This is a genomic window from Arthrobacter sp. efr-133-R2A-120 (assembly GCF_030209835.1).
Classification (GTDB): domain Bacteria; phylum Actinomycetota; class Actinomycetes; order Actinomycetales; family Micrococcaceae; genus Arthrobacter.
Genome location: NZ_JARVRF010000028.1, coordinates 102,977 through 119,898, shown reverse-complemented (window position 1 = coordinate 119,898; position 16,922 = coordinate 102,977). Strand labels below are relative to the sequence as shown.

General features: G+C 62.5%; 13 protein-coding genes. 6 read left to right on the top strand and 7 right to left on the bottom strand.

What is annotated here, in order from left to right; genetic code table 11:
• The 4 genes from QRN52_RS14410 to QRN52_RS14395 all read right to left on the bottom strand — a co-directional run.
• Positions 1 to 1,591 (bottom strand): dihydroxyacetone kinase family protein (locus QRN52_RS14410; RefSeq protein ID WP_284753530.1); only part of this gene is annotated, 1,591 nt, incomplete at its 3' end.
• 78 nt (positions 1,592 to 1,669) lie between these two features.
• Positions 1,670 to 2,731: a substrate-binding domain-containing protein gene (locus QRN52_RS14405; protein WP_284753528.1), complete on the bottom strand. Its 1,062-nt coding sequence runs from the start codon at positions 2,729 to 2,731 to the stop codon at positions 1,670 to 1,672.
• A gap of 70 nt (positions 2,732 to 2,801) precedes the next feature.
• Positions 2,802 to 3,794 carry an ABC transporter permease gene (locus QRN52_RS14400; protein ID WP_284753526.1) on the bottom strand — a complete coding sequence of 331 codons (993 nt, stop codon included), beginning with the start codon at positions 3,792 to 3,794 and terminating at the stop codon, positions 2,802 to 2,804.
• Positions 3,791 to 5,350 (bottom strand): sugar ABC transporter ATP-binding protein, encoded by a 1,560-nt coding sequence (locus QRN52_RS14395; protein WP_284753525.1) that lies wholly within the window; start codon positions 5,348 to 5,350, stop codon positions 3,791 to 3,793. The genes QRN52_RS14400 and QRN52_RS14395 overlap by 4 nt, the downstream gene beginning before the upstream one ends.
• Positions 5,351 to 5,544: 194 nt before the next feature.
• Between QRN52_RS14395 and QRN52_RS14390 the strand changes: the two genes are divergently transcribed.
• The 3 genes from QRN52_RS14390 to QRN52_RS14380 all read left to right on the top strand — a co-directional run bounded on the left by QRN52_RS14390 (position 5,545) and on the right by QRN52_RS14380 (position 8,439).
• Positions 5,545 to 6,486, top strand: a complete 942-nt coding sequence (locus tag QRN52_RS14390) for a sugar-binding transcriptional regulator (protein WP_284753524.1) — start codon at positions 5,545 to 5,547, stop codon at positions 6,484 to 6,486.
• 2 nt (positions 6,487 to 6,488) lie between these two features.
• A complete protein-coding gene (locus tag QRN52_RS14385; protein WP_284753523.1) occupies positions 6,489 to 7,892 on the top strand; it encodes a xylulokinase in 1,404 nt (467 codons plus the stop codon).
• A 124-nt stretch (positions 7,893 to 8,016) separates the two neighbouring features.
• A complete protein-coding gene (locus QRN52_RS14380) occupies positions 8,017 to 8,439 on the top strand; it encodes a hypothetical protein (protein WP_284753522.1) in 423 nt (140 codons plus the stop codon).
• Positions 8,440 to 9,148: 709 nt separating this feature from the next.
• On the opposite strand, the gene QRN52_RS14375 is transcribed toward QRN52_RS14380, so the two are convergent.
• On the bottom strand, positions 9,149 to 9,775 hold the full coding sequence (locus QRN52_RS14375; RefSeq protein ID WP_284753520.1) for a 2'-5' RNA ligase family protein: 627 nt from the start codon (positions 9,773 to 9,775) through the stop codon (positions 9,149 to 9,151).
• Between the two features lie 203 nt (positions 9,776 to 9,978).
• On the bottom strand, positions 9,979 to 10,503 hold the full coding sequence (locus QRN52_RS14370) for a P-loop nucleotide/nucleoside kinase family protein (RefSeq protein ID WP_284753519.1): 525 nt from the start codon (positions 10,501 to 10,503) through the stop codon (positions 9,979 to 9,981).
• An 86-nt stretch (positions 10,504 to 10,589) separates the two neighbouring features.
• Between QRN52_RS14370 and QRN52_RS14365 the strand changes: the two genes are divergently transcribed.
• Positions 10,590 to 11,075: an AAA family ATPase gene (locus tag QRN52_RS14365; protein WP_284753518.1), complete on the top strand. Its 486-nt coding sequence runs from the start codon at positions 10,590 to 10,592 to the stop codon at positions 11,073 to 11,075.
• Positions 11,076 to 13,431: 2,356 nt separating this feature from the next.
• Here QRN52_RS14365 and QRN52_RS14360 read toward each other — a convergent pair.
• Entirely contained in the window at positions 13,432 to 13,782 is a 351-nt protein-coding gene (locus QRN52_RS14360; RefSeq protein WP_284753517.1) for a hypothetical protein, read from the bottom strand.
• A gap of 439 nt (positions 13,783 to 14,221) precedes the next feature.
• On the opposite strand from QRN52_RS14360, the gene QRN52_RS14355 reads away from it, so the two are divergent.
• Positions 14,222 to 15,148: a site-specific integrase gene (locus QRN52_RS14355; RefSeq protein WP_284753516.1), complete on the top strand. Its 927-nt coding sequence runs from the start codon at positions 14,222 to 14,224 to the stop codon at positions 15,146 to 15,148.
• Entirely contained in the window at positions 15,141 to 16,814 is a 1,674-nt protein-coding gene (locus QRN52_RS14350) for a hypothetical protein (protein WP_284753515.1), read from the top strand. The genes QRN52_RS14355 and QRN52_RS14350 overlap by 8 nt, the downstream gene beginning before the upstream one ends.
• Positions 16,815 to 16,922: the final 108 nt, after the last annotated feature.

Genomic DNA, 16,922 nt, shown 5'->3' with positions numbered 1-16,922 from the left:
ATGCTGTGGCAGCTGCAGCTGCCGATGCTGTGGCAGCTGCGGAAGCCCACGCGGCGGCGGGGTCCTTGCCGCTCATCAGGGCGAGCTCCAGACCGTCGACGAACGGCAACATGGCATCGACGATCGTCTTGTCACCTGGTTTGGCCCGGCCAAGGTCGGTGATGGCGGTCGAGAAGGCATGGACGGCCGTTGCGATCACGCCCCGGTCGAAGCTGGTGCCTTGATCGTCGATGGCCGCTGCCGCGCTTTCCAGCCCGGCTCCCCACAACACCCCGGAGGTGCCCCCTGCCGCGGCCGCCCATGCTTGCCCGGCCTTGCGGAGGATGTAGGAAGGGCCCGCGGTGGTGGCTTTGGCGGTCCGCTCTGCGGCGGCGAGTGCCGCGTCGGCGCCCTTTACCATGCCGCGGCCGTGGTCGCCGTCGCCGGCTACCGCGTCGATGCGTCCAAGTTCGGTCTCGTTGACGTGCATCGTCGAGGCCAACACGCGCAAACCGTCCAGGACCAGCGTCGCTACCGGGAGGGCGGCTGGGCTCGGGACCGGAATGGAGTCGAGCTCCTCTGCCTCGTCAATGTGTCGGATGGCGGGTCGCAGCCCCTGCAGCGGGGATTTCTGTTTCCGGTAGGCCGGGGTATAGGTTTCGGCGCTCCACAGCCATTCGAGTTCCTTGTCCAGCCACATGAGGGTGAGCGAGATGCCGCCCATGTCGAGGCTGGTCACGAGCTCCCCGACTTCGGGTTCGACGATTTCCAGGCCCGCCTCGCGGAGCAACGGAGCGACAGAATTCCACACCAGGAACAGTTCTTCGTACTTCGTGGTGCCCAATCCATTCAGGATCACGGCTACACGGGACGAAGCCCTGGCAGGGGCCTGGTTGAGCAGGTCGCCGACAAGGAGCTTGGCCAGCTCGTCAGCGGATCCAAGGACTTCGTCACGGATACCCGGCTCGCCGTGGATGCCGAGACCGACGCCCATGTGGTTCTCCGGAACGCTGAAGAGCGGTGCGTCGGCGCCGGGCATGGTGCAGCCGGAGAAGGCGACGCCGAAGCTGCGGGTGGCGGCGTTGGCTGCCCGTCCGACGCGTTCGACTTCGTCCAGATCCAGGCCCGCGGCGGCTGCTGCCCCGAGGGCTTTGAAGACGGTGAAGTCGCCTGCGATGCCCCGGCGTTCGGATTCGATAGGGGATGAGGCGATGTCGTCGGTGACGACGACGATTCGGGTGTCGATGCCTTCCTTACGGAGGCGTTCGGCGGCGATGCCGAAGTTCATGTTGTCGCCGGCGTAGTTGCCGAAAGTGAGGATGACGCCTTTACCCTGGTCGGCGGCTTTCGCCACCGAGTAGACCTGCGCGGCGCTGGGCGAGGTGAAGATGTTTCCGACGACGGCACCGGTGGCGAATCCGGGACCAACGATTCCGCAGAAGGCCGGGTAGTGCCCGGAACCGCCTCCGACGACAACCGCGACCTGCGGGGTTTCGGATCGGTGGGCGACGGCGCCGCCCGGCACGCCGCGGAGGCGGTCGGAGTAGAGGTCGAGGAATCCGCTGAACTGGTCTTCAGCGAACTCGGCGGGGTCATTGAACAAGACGGTCATTGTGGTGCTCCGGTCGGGAATACGTGGTGGGTGGGGCGGACAGGCTGCCCGGGCCTGGCCCGGGCAGCCGGTGGCCGGCTACTTCTGCTGGCCCGGAAGGCCTTCGTAGGCGATGTGGCCGGTCTTGATGTTGTCGTCGATGAGCGCGGGAAGGTTCTTCAGGAAGGTCTCCTTGTCCGTCACGACGTTCTTGAAGGCGTCGTTGACGTTGGCTGCGGTGATGGCAGGCATCGTGTAGACGGGCTTCTTGTTGACGCTCTCGCCGCGCACGATTTTCGCGGCGACCGCGAGGCCGGCGGCAAGCTCCACTGTGCCGTGCTGCAGGGAGGTGCCGATCATGTCGCCGGACTGCACGGCCTTCAGACCGTCCTCGATGCCGTCGATGCCGACGACCGGCGTGCCCTTTACCCCTGCTTCGCGGAGGGCCTGGATGGCACCAAGGGCCATGTCGTCGTTCTGCGAGATGACGCCGTTGATGTCGCCCTTGAACGCGGAGACCCAGTTGCTCATCTTGTTGACGGCCTGGTCGCGCTTCCAGTTGGCGGTGTCCTTGGCCAGGACCTTGATCCCGGGGTTCTTGTCGAGCACGTTCTGGATGCCCTTGCCGCGGCCGATCTGCGGTGAGGAACCGAGCGGGCCCTCAAGCACGACGACGTTGCCCTTGCCTCCGAGCTTGTTGACCATCATTGTCGCCTCCTGCTCTCCAGCGGCGACGTCGTCGGGCTGGACGCTGGCGGTCAGGTCCGCCCCGGACAGGGCGGTGTTGACGTCGAGGACGGGGATGCCGGCAGCCTTCGCCGCGGCGACCTGGGGTTGGAGTGAGTCGGCCTGCACGGGGACGATGATGATCGCGTTGACCTTGCTGTTGACGTACTGCTGCATCTGGTTGGCCTGCGTTGCGACGTCTCCACCTGCCGAGTTCCACTGCAGGTTGATGTGGTTGGCCTTGGCGTAGGCCTCCATGCCTTCCTTGCCTTGGGTGATGAACGAGGACATGTCATACACCGTCACTCCGATGGTGATGTTGTCGTTGCCGGCGCTTGGGTCACCCGCGCCGCAGGCGGTCAGGCCAAGGGCGGCGACGGCGGCAATCGCCGTGCCTGTGAGCAGCTTCTTCGTCGTTGAGGATGCCTTCTTCATTATCTTCCTTCACATATGGGTTGGGGGAGTGCGGATGGTTGTTTGGGATGTGGTGGTCAGGATGTGATGGTCAGCGGCGGCCGCGGCGGGCGGCCCAGACGTCGACGCCGACGGCGGCGACGATGATGACGCCCTTGATGACGCTCTGCCAGTAGGCGGGGACCAGGAGGAGGTCCAGGCCGTTGTTGATGGTCTGGATCAGGAGGAGGCCGATCGCGGTGCCCCAAACGGTGCCCCTGCCGCCCATGAGGCTGGCGCCTCCGATGACCACGGCAGCGATGGCGTCGAGTTCGTAGCCTTGTCCGAGGTTGGGGGCACCGGTGATGACGCGGGAGGCGAGCATCAGTCCGGAGAGTCCGGCGAGCAGTCCGCTGATCGCGTAGACGCTGAAGAGGATGCGGCGCGAGCGGACACCGGCGATTTCGGCGGCGAGCCTGTTGCCGCCAATCGCGTAGACGCGGAGGCCGTAGTTCGTGCGTTTCATGACGAAGGCAAGGCCAAGGATGGCGACGATCATCAGGACGACCGGGAGCGTCAGGCCCAGGACCTGGGTGTTGGCAAAGAGGCCGAAGCTGGCGGGCAGGCCGTTGATGGGTGCTCCATCGCCGATGACGTAGGCGAAGCCGGAGGCCAGGGTGAGCATCCCGAGGGTCGTGATGAAGGGTGGGACTCCGAGCTGGCTGACGATGAACCCGTTGATGCTGCCGGCGAGGATGCCGGCGACCACGGCGGCCACCAGGGGCAGCAGCAGGTTGTCCCCTGCGTTCTTCGCGGTCCAGGCGGCGGCCATGGCACTGACGGCCATGACGCTGCCGACGGAGAGATCAATGCCTCCGGTCAGGATGACAAGGGTCTGCCCCAATGCAATAAGGGCGAACGGTGCTGCTGCGATGAGGATGTTGGTGAGGTTGTCGGGGGTTGCGAAGCGTGCGCTGCGGTACGCGAAGAACGCGACGATGAGCAGCATCACGACGACCATGATGTGGCGGACGAGGAAGTTCCCTGCGAGTTCTTTCCAGTTGCTGCGCTGCAGGGCCGCGGGGGCGGTGGCTGTGGTGTTCATGGGGTGTTGTCTTTCAGAGGTTCGGCCCGGAGTCCGGAGGCGAGTCGGAAAATGGTGTCTTGGACATCAGGGGAGTCGAGTTGTTCGCGGTCGAGTTCGCCGACGACGCCGGTTTCGCGCATGATGAGGGCGCGATGGGAGAGGCTGAGGATTTCCGGCATGTCGCTGGATGCCATGATGACGGCCATGCCGGCGGCGGACAGCTCGGTGATGATGCGGTAGATTTCGCTGCGGGCGCCGACGTCGACCCCGCGGGTAGGCTCGTCGAGCAGCAGCGCGTCGACTTGTCCGGTGAGCCAGCGGCCGAAAACGACCTTCTGCTGGTTTCCGCCGGAGAGGTTTTCCAGGTGCTGGTCCAGGCCGCTGCTTTTCAGGCGCATGGATTTCATGACCTCGGAAATCGCTGAGCGCTGTTTCCTGCGGCTGAGGACGCCGAACCGGGAGAACGCGGCGATCCTTGGCAGGGTGGCGTTGTCCAGGATGCTCATGGAGAGGATGGCGCCGGCGCCTTTGCGGTCTTCGGGGACAATGGCCAGGTTCCGGGCGATGGAGTCCCGCGGGGATCCTGCCTTGAGCACCGAGCCGGAGAGTGTCACGGTGCCCGAGTGGGGTTTGCGGATACCGTAGATGCACTCGATGAGTTCGGTGCGCCCGGCACCGACGAGCCCTGCGAGGCCGAGGATTTCTCCCTTCCGGACGGTGACGTTGATGGGTGTGGCGCCGGCGGCGATGACCAGGTCTTTGACTTCAAGGACAATGTCGTTGCCTGCGTCCGGGCGTTCGGGGAAGAGCTGGTCGAGCTCGCGTCCGATCATGGCGGTGACGATCCCGTCGTCGGAAATATCCGCCAACGGGGTGTCGCTGACCAGGGTGCCGTCGCGCAGGACCACCACCCGGTCGGCCATGGCACGGATTTCTTCCATCTTGTGGGTCGTGAAGAGGATGGCTACGCCCTGGTCCCGGAGCGAGCGGACAATCGTTGCCAGCCGTGCGACTTCGCGCTCGGCGATGGCGCTGGTGGGTTCGTCCAGCAGGAGGACCCGGGCTCCGCGGTGGGTTGCCTTGATGATTTCGATGATTTGCCGGATACCCACCGGCAATTCGCGCATCCGGGTCTTGGGATCTGTGCCCAGACCGAATTCCTGGAGGTAGCCCTTGGCGGCCTTGACCATGGCTGCGCGGTCCAAGGTTCCCAGCCGGGTCTTGACCTCCCGTCCGATGAAGAGGTTTTCGTAGACCATCATTTCCGGGATCGATGCGAGTTCCTGGGGCACGATGGCGACGCCGAGTTCGTAGGCGGCCTGCGTGTTGCCGCTGACCAGGTCCTGGCCCCTGACCTGCACCGTGCCGTCGATGGGGCGGTACTGGCCGGAGGCGATTTTCATCAGCGTGGACTTGCCTGCACCGTTTTCTCCGGCGAGGGCGGTGACGGTACCTGGTTCCAAGGAGAACGTGATTCCGCGGAGGACCGGGATGCCTCCGAATGACATGGTGATGCCCGAACACTCGAGCATGGGGACGACTTGGTTGCTGTCGTCTGAGCGGACGGTCGACACCTGTATCGAGCTCCTTTGCATTGCCGTCTCAGCGGCCACCAAACGGTGGCGAGAAATGACTATACGCTGGCTGTGCGCATTATTTAATACCCTCTGCTCATATGAGCAAAATGGACATTGAATGGGACTGGCGCTCATCTGAGCGTGGTTGTATACTCGTGCGGGAGACGAGAGTTACTACTGCGGAGGTGTGCATGGCACAGGCGCCAGGGCCAGGCAGGCAGGTGCAGATCGCGCATATCGCTACGCAGCACTACCTGAAGAACAAGACCCGAATCGAGATCGCCAACGAAACCGGCCTCAGCCGTTTCAAAGTCGCACGTCTGCTGGATGAGGCCGTCAGCACCGGAATCGTCCGGATCGACATTCAAAGCCCCTCCGGTGTGAGGCTTGATCTGTCGGTGCAGCTGGCGGAGCGCTTTAAACTCGACCACTCCGTGGTCGTTGACGTTCCCTCTGACGATGAGCAGGTCCTGCAGGCCCGCCTGGGCTCCACCGTCGGGGACCTGCTCAGTGAAATCCTGACCGACGACGACGTTCTCGGGCTGACGTCCGGCCGGACGCTCAGCGCGATGGCCCGCTCACTGACAACGTTGCCCAAATGCGGGGTGGTCCAGCTTGCCGGCGTGGCCGGACCCATCCAGGAAACGGGGCTGGAAATCATGCGGCGCGTCAGCAGCCTCGCTGGAGTCCGGCCCTGGACCATCTATTCGCCCCTGGTCATCAGCGACGCCCAAGCCGCCCTCGGGGTGCGCCGGCAGCCCGACACGGCCCAAACCTTTGATCAATTTCCCCGCGTCACCGTGGCCGTCGGAGCCGTCGGCTCCTGGCAGCCGGAGAACTCCCAAATGATGAAGAACCGTGCACTGAGCGAAGAGGACCGGACGAAACTGCTGGAGCGGGGAGTGGTTGCAGAATTTGGTGCCACGCTGATAGCGGACTCAGGCGAAGTCATCCATGACATCGATGACCGCTGCATCGCGATCTCGGAAGAAGGATGGAGGGCAATCCCCGCCGTCATCGCCGCCGCCGGCGGTCCATCGAAGACCCGGGCAATCCGTGCGCTCCTGGCCTCCGGGCTTATCCAGGGCCTGGTGACAGACAGCGCCACCGCTGAAAGACTCCTCGGAGGCTAGGAATGGCGCGGCCCGTCCTCGTCGCTGGCGTCGATTCGTCAACGCAAAGCTGTAAACACATCACCGTCGATGCTGCCACGGGGGAGGTCCTTCGCTCGACGGCACTGCCGCACCCCGACGGTACGGCTGTCGATCCGCGGCGCTGGCGGGATGCCTTCGAGGGAGTCGGTGCGACCAGACTTCAGGGCATCGCCGCCGTCGCCGTCAGCGCTCAACAGCATTCCACCATCGTCCTCGGCGCCGACGACCAACCCGTCCACGATGCCATCCTTTGGAACGACCACCGGGCAACGCAATCGGCGTTGGATCTGCGCCACGAATACGGTCAGGACCGCTGGCTCCGCGAACTGGGAATGGTTCCGACCGCGGCACACCCCGTATCCAAACTGCGCTGGCTTTCGCATCACGAACCAGAGGCCGCAAACAGGATCCGACGCGTGATGATCCCTCACGACTGGCTCACGTGGGGCTTGCTCGGACAACAGGGCGAACCGATGACGGACCGCTCCGACGCGTCCGGAACCGGCTACTGGTCCTCATCTGACGCAGAGTACCGCAACGACCTCATCCAGCTGGCCCTGGGCCGGGACCTCAAAGTCCCGAACGTGCTTGGTCCGGCAGACCGGGCGGGCATCACCTCGCGCGGGGTGGTGGTGGGCGCAGGGTGCGGTGACAACGCTGCCGCGATCCTTGGGCTCGGGGCGAAACGCGGGGAAGCCGTCGTCTCCATCGGCACCAGCATGACCGTGTCCATGGTGGAGGACAGCCACGTCAACGACCCTTCATGCCACGTCGCCGACATGGCCAACGCCTCCGGCGGACAATTGCCGCTGGTCGCCACACTCAACGGCGCCAGAACCCTGACTGCGATGGCGGCCATGCTCCGGCTAAGCCTCGGTGAGATGGACGTCCTGTCCTCCGCAGCTCCACCGGATGCGGGCGGAATATCCTTCGTTCCGTATCTGGACGGCGAGAGGAAACCGCTGCTGCCCGAATCACAAGGCGCGCTGACCGGTATGACCCGCCGGTCCATGACCCCGGAAAACCTGGCGCGGGCAGGGATTCTGGGCCTGGCATGCGCGATAGCAGACGCAGTTGAGGACCTCACTGGCGCCGGTTTGGTAGTTGACACCGTGACCCTCATCGGAGGCGGCTCAAAATCCAAATCACTTCGTCAGGCGGTCTCAGACCTCACCGGTAGAACCGTAGGATGGCCGGAGCCGCGGGAATACGCAGCATTGGGGGCAGCTAAGCAAGCGGCATGGGCACTCACGGGAGAGTTGCCTCAGTGGAACCGGCCCAGCTACACGCTGATACAACCGTCCCCGTCGCGTGAATGGGCTCCAGCAGTCCGTGCCAGATATTCAGTCGCTTCGGAAAAGATATTCGGCGCCGAACTTCATTAGGACTTGGGCATACCACCGAGTCAACTACTGCAGCGATGTTCCGGATACTCCGCGCCCTGGGCTGTTCTGACCAACCGACGGTGACGTTTACTGATTCGACGCACAGCGCAGGTAGGCTCTGAGCATGGGGAACTTGATCGGTCGATACCGTGCTGCTGCCATCTTGATGCTCGGACACGGTGCCATCATGGAGCTTGGAGTGTTCCTCGCCTTGATCCCTCTTTTCGCGCTCGGAGTGGATTTGGGCGCGGTCGGGCAGTACTTCTCGTTCAACGTTACCTACTTCCAGGAACACCTCGCCCAGATGATGGTGCTGAGCGGCTTGTTCGGGATCGTCCGCATCGTCGGTGCCGTAGGCGTTCTCCGCAACAGGATGTGGGGCCTCGTGCTCGCTGTCCTCAACTGCGTCGTCACCATCGTTCTCATGGTCTTTATGCTCCCTGCGGGAATCATCGACGGCATCCTCGCCTGCTCTGCCCTCATCCTCCTTCTGACTGCATATTTTGGGACGAAGCCGCTCCGTGGGCCAGAGGTATCTGCCTCGTAACACCGATCGCGAGGGACGGCGAAGGTGGGGTTCAACGAACCCTGGCGCCACCGCGGCGATCACCGGAGTCCTGACGGTGATGGTGTTGAATGTACCGTTTAGCCCCCATCACCGGGCATTTGCGGGCGGATCCTACGGGAATCAAACGGCCGCGGAAACGCGGCGATGTGACTCGCCGCGATAAATGGCGGTCTTTTCGCAGCGCTATTTGTCGCCCGGCAGCCCGCATGGGGATCCCTCAGTGTGGGGATATGAGAAGCGCTTTCGACCAAAGATCCTGATGACGCTGTGCGTATTCGGTTGCGGCCCGCCAGTGGTCCCCATGGCCATCGTCATACATCGAGCCCCACGGTTCATGCCCCGCGTCATGAGAAGACTTTAGAAGGTGATACATCGCCGCGGCGCGCTCAGACATCGCTTCTGGAAGTTGTCCGAGCATACGTCGATCCGCTTCGTACCCACCAATGAAGGCCGTCAAATTCTGCGCGGCTTCCTCCGGCGCCCGGTTCGTGTCCGAGAGCGTGAATGCCTGGGCGGCGTAGGCCAGATCCCACAGTCGTGTGCTCGGTACGGCAGCGTCCCAATCGATAAACGTCCAACGATCACCGATGATGAGGTTCCACGGCGCGAGATCAGAATTGACGGCCTTGAAGTTTTCGATGGAACGCTTCCCAACTTGCCCTAGTGAACTCCGGGCATTTCACAGCGATTATTTGGCCGGCGGTGCGCTGAAAGGGAAGCGGGATGTGGTGTCCCAAGTGAAGGTGCCTCGGTTGACGTCCTGGTGGACAGCTATGAAGTGCACCTCGTTGATGGTCAGGGCAGGCAGGGCGGGCGCCCTCAGACGGTCGGACGCTTGTTGAATAAGTTCGGTACTGCCTTCGGCCAGGGCGTAGCCCAGGGTGAGATGAGGGTTGAAGGGGGCTCCGGGCAGGGGGTGGCTCTTGTTGATGGTATCGGCGGCCGCGTCGCGGACCGCCGCGGTCAGTTTCGCCCATGATGGCGTATTCGTCCCTCTGACCCCGAGCGAGTAATCATCCGCCTCCGGTTCGCCCAGCTCGACGCTGAACGGCTTGGTTTCGGCGGTGACGCTCTTGAGCCTGACCATGAAGGCGGCCATTTCTTCGGGGCTGACCTCCTCGGAGGTAACCGCGAACTGCTGCACCGTGGCATGCAGGTACGCGGCTGGCTGGATGGAGCAGTAGTCGAACGCCTCCAGGACGCGCTGACGTTCTTCCAGCGCCGATCGGAGGCCGGGGGATGGCAGTGCGTAGACGTGCAGGCGGTTCCGCATAGACGGCCACAAGGTCATGGGGTGCCCAAAAAAGCGCTTCACGGGCAAACCGTAGCGTCATCGTTTGAATCGGAGGTGAACCGCCCTGCCTGGTGGGCAGCACGGCGAAACCGTCGGGATGCCCTCGTTGGGTTCTACAATCATCCCTTAGATCAAACCCTGGGCGGAGAGCGCGCGGGAGCTGCTCGTAGAGGCGCCCCAGGCGACCTTGATGGTGTGCGTCAGTTGATCAGTCTGGGTCTCTCTCAGCGGCCAAGCACCGAATCCGCAATCTGGTGTGCGGCTTGCTCCGGTGTGATGTGTGTCGTGTCGATGACCTCGGCTTCATCGTGCAGCCACGTACGGGCTGCCTCGGCGTATGGCTCCAAGTACGCGAAGCGGAACGTCGAGGGGCCGAGGTCTTTATCGTTCTGTATGCGGTCGCGGAGCGTGGCCGGGCTGGCGTGGAGCACGAAATGGTGGATCGGTATGCCGTGCTCGGTAAGGCCATCGCTGATCTCCCGCCAGTAGCGCTCGACCAGGACAGTCATCGGCATCACGAGTGTGCCTCCGGTGTACTCGAGCACGCGCCGGGCCGTTTCGACAACGAGCCCCCGCCACGGTTCCCAGTGCTGGAAGTTGTCCGTTGCAGGAAGCCCCGGCTTGATGTCCATGAGCACCTCACCGACCTTCTCAGCGTCGAGGACGCGCGCGTCGGGCAGCAATTGCTGCACGAGCGCGCTCGTCGTCGTCTTTCCCACTCCATGGGTGCCATTGAGCCAAACGATCATGGACCGAACTCTAGCGCCAGGAAGTGTCCTTCACGGGGCGCCAGATGGCCGGTCCCCGTGGGACATGTCCTCTGTTAAGGTCGAACATGCTCGTCGTCCTGCGTGGAAACTCCGGTTCCGGTAAGAGCACCGTCGCGGCCGCGCTACAGCGAGAGCTGGGCTGGCCGACTGCGATCCTTAGTCAGGATCATTTCCGGCGAATCGTGTATCGGGAGCGGGAACAGGAGAGCCTCGCCCACGCGGACCTTCTCGAAGTCGCGGCAGCTCACTGCATCAGCGCCGGGCATCACGTCATCCTCGAAGGGATATTCAACGCGGAGCGGTATTCAGCGATGCTCGAACGCATCGCCGCGCAAAGCGACGACGCGAGGTTCTACGCCTACGACCTAACGTTCGACGAAACCGTCCGCAGGCACGCTATGCGGCCACAAGCGACAGACTTCACCGAGGACGAGATGCGGGCCTGGTACCACGGCTGGCAGCCGCTATCGTTCGTGGAACAAGAGCGCATCAACGCATCGGAATCGCCGGGCCGCATCGTGGCGCGCATTCTCGGCACGGCCGCCCGATAGCCGATCCTCCGTGATGCAGTTCGCGAGGTCTTTGGGTACCGCTATGCGCGGCACCCCCGAAAAAGGTTCTGCCCTGGGTGAGGATTGAGCCATGGCAAAGCACATCCGCGGCCTAACCGCCGCGGTCTACAAGCAGACTGGGTCCGTGCCCCTGTTCCAAAGGTCATCTTTATGAAGCAGATGAGGCTCCGGTACGCCGGAGTGTGCAGGGCGTGCGATGTCTCTCTTCCGGCCGGGACAGAAGCTATTTATGAGAGCGAAACGAAGACCGTCCTCTGTTTGGATTGTGCCACCGACGCTACGGAAACCATGTCCCCAGACCTGGAACCACCTTCTAATGATTCGTTGGCCGCTGAGTCCGGAGTAGCCGGGTCGTCCGCCCGACGCGAATATGAGCGCCGCAAGACGAAGGACGAGGAAAGGCTCCGCGCCAAGTGGGGTCGCTTGGGTGGCCTCGCAGTCGCCCTCTCTGACGAGCGGCCGCGATTTGTTTTTAGACAACAGTTCGGTCAGGGCGTCTTCAAAGGATTCTGCCGGAATCTGCGCGAAGAAGGCCATGTTCAGGTCGAAGTTTTCCAGGGCAGCTTCGCGGTGACGCTTTCGTCCGTGAAAAAGTCCCGGGGGAGTCGAACCGAGGGCGTCTTGTTCGGAAGCGCGTACAGGTCCCGGATCAGGCGGTGTCCGTACTTTCCTAGCGCCCGCCCGGTTGGTGGAACGCGGAACAGCATGGGTGACCCGGTAGCGGGTCAAAACGTGGTGCCGGTTGTCGAGTTGTTGGCGGATTTCCCGGATGCGGTGACCGAGGCGGGGCGCGCCCGCAGCGTGGGCGTGGTTGCCCCGGTTGTCGTCTTCGATGTCGTTGCGAGGTGCCATCATGTGATCCTGAGCAGCGGGCGGCGTTGCGCCTTTCCTTCATGGTATTCTCGGTCGCACAACGCGACACTGCCCCGGGGCCGACAGGCAGACAGCCGGCTTGTGGCATCCTCGGAACATGAACATGCCGGCACGCTCATTCCAAGTCCTCAACCCGGAGGCCTGGGAAAAACTTCGCGCCGCCCATGCCGCCTACCAGTCAGGCACATCGCCTGTGTATGACGAGGTGCTCGCCGAAGTCGCGGACCGGAGCCATCGGCAAGGCAGATATCGGGGCTCTGCTGTTCTGGAAGCGCCTCCGAGCGGACACAACCTGGGTCCGAGACTTGATGACCAAGCCAGAACATGACGTCCGGGCGGTGACGGCAAAGGCCGTGGCGGCGGCGAATAACCCGACGCTGACCGTACCTGAGGCCGCTTCCGCCGGACGGCGTGAACTCGCCGTGTTGCCCGGGTTCAAGACGGGAGATGCCCTCGCATCGGCGCTTCTGCTGGCTGCCGGGCTTCAGACTGTGCCTGAATCTCAGTTCGTAAGGAATCGCGGTTCTACTTTGCGGGGTTCGAATTCCACTCCGAAGCATCGACCGCTTGAGCATACTCGCCGAGTTCGGTAACCGCTTCACCCAGGGTGTATGGGGCACCAGCCCGATGCTGAAGGGGAAGCATTTCCGCCACCGAGAGAAGCCATTCGCTGACGGTTGCCGTCGGCCGGACCCTCACCAATTCATCTCCGATCGTTGATTGGTTGCATCTTGGCATTGACCGGATGCTCAAACCAACGGGAACTCAGCGATCCTGGGGTAGGAACCGAAGCACCCTTGGCGAAAGGGATTCGCTATGGCGGAGACGAACCCGGGCTGGCGGTCACTCCTACCGGACAATGAGGTTGTCGGCTGATGGAACCAGGACACATTCAGGCCCGGACTCACCAAGCATCAACTCAACCGACGAGTTTTTGAAGTGGATGTTGACCCCCGGGCACCAGAAACCCGAGCCGGTGCCCCATCGACTGTAGTTGAGCTCCACGCCCATGATTTCGTGGGCGCATCTGTCGCGCCAGCGTCATTGTCCGCCGACGTCCCAGATTGCAACATCGGCGTCGGCCGCAACTCCGGTCCCAGGAGCGGGACGGCACGCAGCCCAATTCCCACAATGTCACCCGGCGGGTCCCAGGTCGAGGAAAACACCCGCCCGTCGGCCATGAGAAGTTCGATGCCATAGTCAACTGTGTCGAACTCTGGGCACAACCGCGGCGGATCAGCCCATTCCGCTGGGTCCGTGATTTTACGGGGCCGGTCAATTCCAATTCCGGGAGTCGCTCGAGGCGTTCACGGTCAAGGGTCACATAGCCGAACAAAGCTTTCGCCGCTCGGTTGTTGCAAAGGGCCGTAGAGCTCGCGGGGCCTTAGGAGTGAGTTAGAAGTTAGCGGGAACCGGGTTGCCAGCCTGTGTGAAACGTAGCGCCGAAGCGATTGGGCATCCTCTAATCGAATTGGGCGAACTGATGAAACGGGGTGCCGTCAGGGTCAATGACGTCACCGAGCAGACGCTCGGCGCGGAAGACTTCCTCTATCTTCAGGACGGTGTTGCCGCGGTAGACCTTGATGACTCGGTCGTAGTTTTGTCCGGTCATGGAAGCGTACTCCCGCAGCGACAGCCCAAGTTCGCTCAAACGGTTAAGGATCCGGTGCGAGAAGTAGTGCTGGAGATGGGCGGCGCTGGCGAGGTCTCGGTCAGTGTCGAGTTCCGGCGCTGGCCAGCGGAGGTGTTCGACTTTGCCGAACTCATGCGGATGCGCCGCGTAGCTGCGGGGAATATACCTTGGGTGGCTCATGAAGCCTCTAGGCATAGGAAAACGGCCATGTCGTCTATGTTAGTCTAGTCGACGTGGCTACACAAAACCCCACGTATAGCATTACACGCATTTGACGCCCTGTCAACTGCCGTGTAGCCAAAGATCATCATCTGAAAGGACTGCTTGAACTCATGACCAGCCGCCACAAGGCGGCACTGGAAACGCAAAAAACCCCCAAAGCGAAGTCGCGCGCCAACGCGGCATCGGGGGGTCTTTACGTAAATGTCTTTTGCTCGGACGTTTACGATGGTACCCACTTTGTGTCGGGTACGCAACGCGTGGATTCAGTGCGCCCTTTTACAACAGTCATCTTCGTTCTGTCCGTCGAGCTCGCCGCCGGGCCCAACGCGAACGGATCCGTCAGCCGCCGGCGGTGCCACCGCCCTGCTAGCCTCCTGCACGTCTGCGGGAGGCCCTCTTGAGCCCCGAACGCACAGCCGAGCTGATCGCGAGCTATGAACCAAAACCAGGCCGCATCCCTGCGGAAGCATGGTCGGCCATCGGACCGTTCGTGCGGGAAGTCGCCGGACGCCTTGGCTACTTGAGCCCTGAAACGATGAAGAACTACATCCACGCGATCGCCTACTACGTCTACTGGACGTACGAGCGCGGCCTGTTGCTCGACGTCGAGATCATCTTCACCCCGTCCAGGGTGCAGCAGTACGTCCAGACCGCCACAACTCATTTGGTCCCCAGTTCACGGGCCTCCCATCGAGCTTCCCTCGTCAGGGTGGGGCGTGAGGTCACGCGCCGGGCACCGTGGCCGCCTCCCGGGGTGAGCTTTGAAATGCGTCAGCTTCAACCGCCGTACTCCTCCCAGGAAGTCGAACTGTACCTCCAGATGGCCGGGCAACTGTCTACGAAGTTCAGGCGCCGGGTAGCGACGGCGCAGCTTTGTCTAGGTCTGGGTGCGGGGCTGATTGCCCAGGAGTATATGACGGTCGGTCTTGAACAGCTTGTTCTGCACGGGGAAGTTTTCATGATGGAAATTCCCGGGGAAAGGGCGCGCAAAGTGCCGATGCATCAGCGCTACGTGGATCTTCTTCTTGATATCGGTGAACAGCACCCTGGTGAGCCGTTCATAGCCCCGCTGACCGGCACCGCTCCAGCCGAACGCCTTGACAGGGTCCTGGGCTTGATCAAGTACCCGAGGGTTTGGCGTCCGTCGACCACCAGATTGCGGACAACGTGGATGGTGAGGATGCTTCGCAGCGGCTGCAATTTGGCTGAAGTCATGTACATGTCCGGTCTTCAGGGCACGAAGTCCCTCATTGACCTTGTGCCGTACATCGACTTCAGAAACGTGCAGGACTGGTTTGCAGAGGCGGCGACTTTTCATGACTGAACCCATCAACGTCCGGAACATGAAAAACCCGCCACCGGTAACACAAAAACAAGCACTACGGGCCGCCCGCGAGTGGGGCGCCCGGATTGAGTTGCCCGAACAGGTAATCGACTACGAAGCATCCCGGACGGGCCCCAAACGGAAGATCCCCTTCCAAGCCCTCATCGTAGGCGGCCTCTACCACCACATGCTTCGCCAACCCCAATGCCTGCACTGGACAGCGATCGCCCAGGATCTCGAACTGCTCGACATTGAACAGAAGAAAGAACTCGGCATCATCGGCGGGGAGGTGTCAAACAAGAACCTCTGGCAAACCCACGACTCCCTCGAAAAACTATTGGCCAGATTCACAGTCGACGGGGAACCGTGGGTCGACCCGGCAACGGGAGAGATCCTGAGCGAAAAAGCAACCCGCGGCAACGTCTCCCGCTTTGACGTCCTTCTGAACTCAATGATTGCCGAAGCAATCCACGACAGCGTGCCATCCCCCATAGGGATCGCGATCGACGGCACAGGTGTGGAGGCCTACGCCGTACGCCACTGGAAGATCAGAGGGCAACCTGAACAGGAAAGGATGAAACCCGAGAAGAAGCCCGCCACCAAAGCAGGAAAGGAAGAATCCCAGGAATGGAGCTCCGTCGACCCGGACGCCCACCTAGGAAAGAAGACCGCCACCGAGAACCATCCGAAGGAGATGTTCTTCGGATACGAGGCCCACTTCGGTGTTGACGCCAACCCGAAAGGAACCCTCGACGCCCCACGCGTCATCAGATCATTCGTCCTTGTCCCCGCAAGCTCGAGCCGGGCCGAAGCCGGCCTGACCAGCCTGGACATCGTCAAAAAAATCGCTGGCGCAGCCTACCGACTCACCACCGTCTACGCCGACCGCGGCTATTCCATCCTCAAAGCCACCAATTGGCAGCTGCCCCTCTGGAGTAGAAACCTCCGTCAGGTCTGCGACCTGACCATCAACCAAAGGACAACCATGTCAAGCACCCGCCCCGGGACCATCTACATTGACGGAGGGCTCTTCACGATGGCCATCCCCAAGCGGCTATACGAGCTGGACTCGTCAGCGGCACCAAACATCAACGCCGCCGAAAAGGAGCGCCGGGCCAAACTCTACGACGAGCGCAGCCACTACGCCTACCACCCCCACGGTGCGCGCAACCCGGAAAACGGACACCAACGCTACAAAGGACCCGCAACCGCCGGCAAGCTTCGCTGCCCCAACAACGCCCAATCCATGAGGCTCGGATACGAAAACCCCGAAACGGACTGCACCCCCGGAGAGCCCTGCGGCTGTTCCGGAACTTTCACTCTCGTCCCCGACGACCACGCCCGCGAGTCGCAATGGCCACTGTACGGGACCACATCCTGGGTCAAGCAATACGCGGCCCGCAACGCCGTTGAATCATTCAACGCCGACGTGCGAACCAACAAGCTCAGCTGGCGGCGAGGCTACGTCAAAACCTTCACCAGGCCCCGGACCGCGTTCCTCCTCGCGCTGTCGCTCGCATCGCTGAACTTCCGCATCGTGCGGGACTGGTCCTTCAAGAGGCGAAAGCAAAACCCCTGGGGAGGCGAAGCCTGGGATTTCGGCCCCGAACCGAAGAAGAACAGGGAACGCCGGACAAAAACCCTCGACGAGCGAATGAACGACTAACAACACCCATCCAAGCAACGACCCCGGCACCCAAGGTGTCGGGGTCGTTGGTGTGCCAGTAACCACACGGCAACAGCGGCAGTCCCCGGAATCCGTAGAACGTTACAC

Bases quoted from the DNA above. Each gene is read 5' to 3' on its own strand.
- QRN52_RS14360 (WP_284753517.1), bottom strand. From the start codon at position 13,782: ATGAGCCACCCAAGGTATATTCCCCGCAGCTACGCGGCGCATCCGCAT.
- QRN52_RS14400 (WP_284753526.1), bottom strand. From the start codon at position 3,794: ATGAACACCACAGCCACCGCCCCCGCGGCCCTGCAGCGCAGCAACTGG.
- QRN52_RS14365 (WP_284753518.1), top strand. From the start codon at position 10,590: ATGCTCGTCGTCCTGCGTGGAAACTCCGGTTCCGGTAAGAGCACCGTC.
- QRN52_RS14385 (WP_284753523.1), top strand. From the start codon at position 6,489: ATGGCGCGGCCCGTCCTCGTCGCTGGCGTCGATTCGTCAACGCAAAGC.
- QRN52_RS14380 (WP_284753522.1), top strand. From the start codon at position 8,017: ATGGGGAACTTGATCGGTCGATACCGTGCTGCTGCCATCTTGATGCTC.
- QRN52_RS14405 (WP_284753528.1), bottom strand. From the start codon at position 2,731: ATGAAGAAGGCATCCTCAACGACGAAGAAGCTGCTCACAGGCACGGCG.
- QRN52_RS14350 (WP_284753515.1), top strand. From the start codon at position 15,141: ATGACTGAACCCATCAACGTCCGGAACATGAAAAACCCGCCACCGGTA.
- QRN52_RS14390 (WP_284753524.1), top strand. From the start codon at position 5,545: ATGGCACAGGCGCCAGGGCCAGGCAGGCAGGTGCAGATCGCGCATATC.
- QRN52_RS14370 (WP_284753519.1), bottom strand. From the start codon at position 10,503: ATGATCGTTTGGCTCAATGGCACCCATGGAGTGGGAAAGACGACGACG.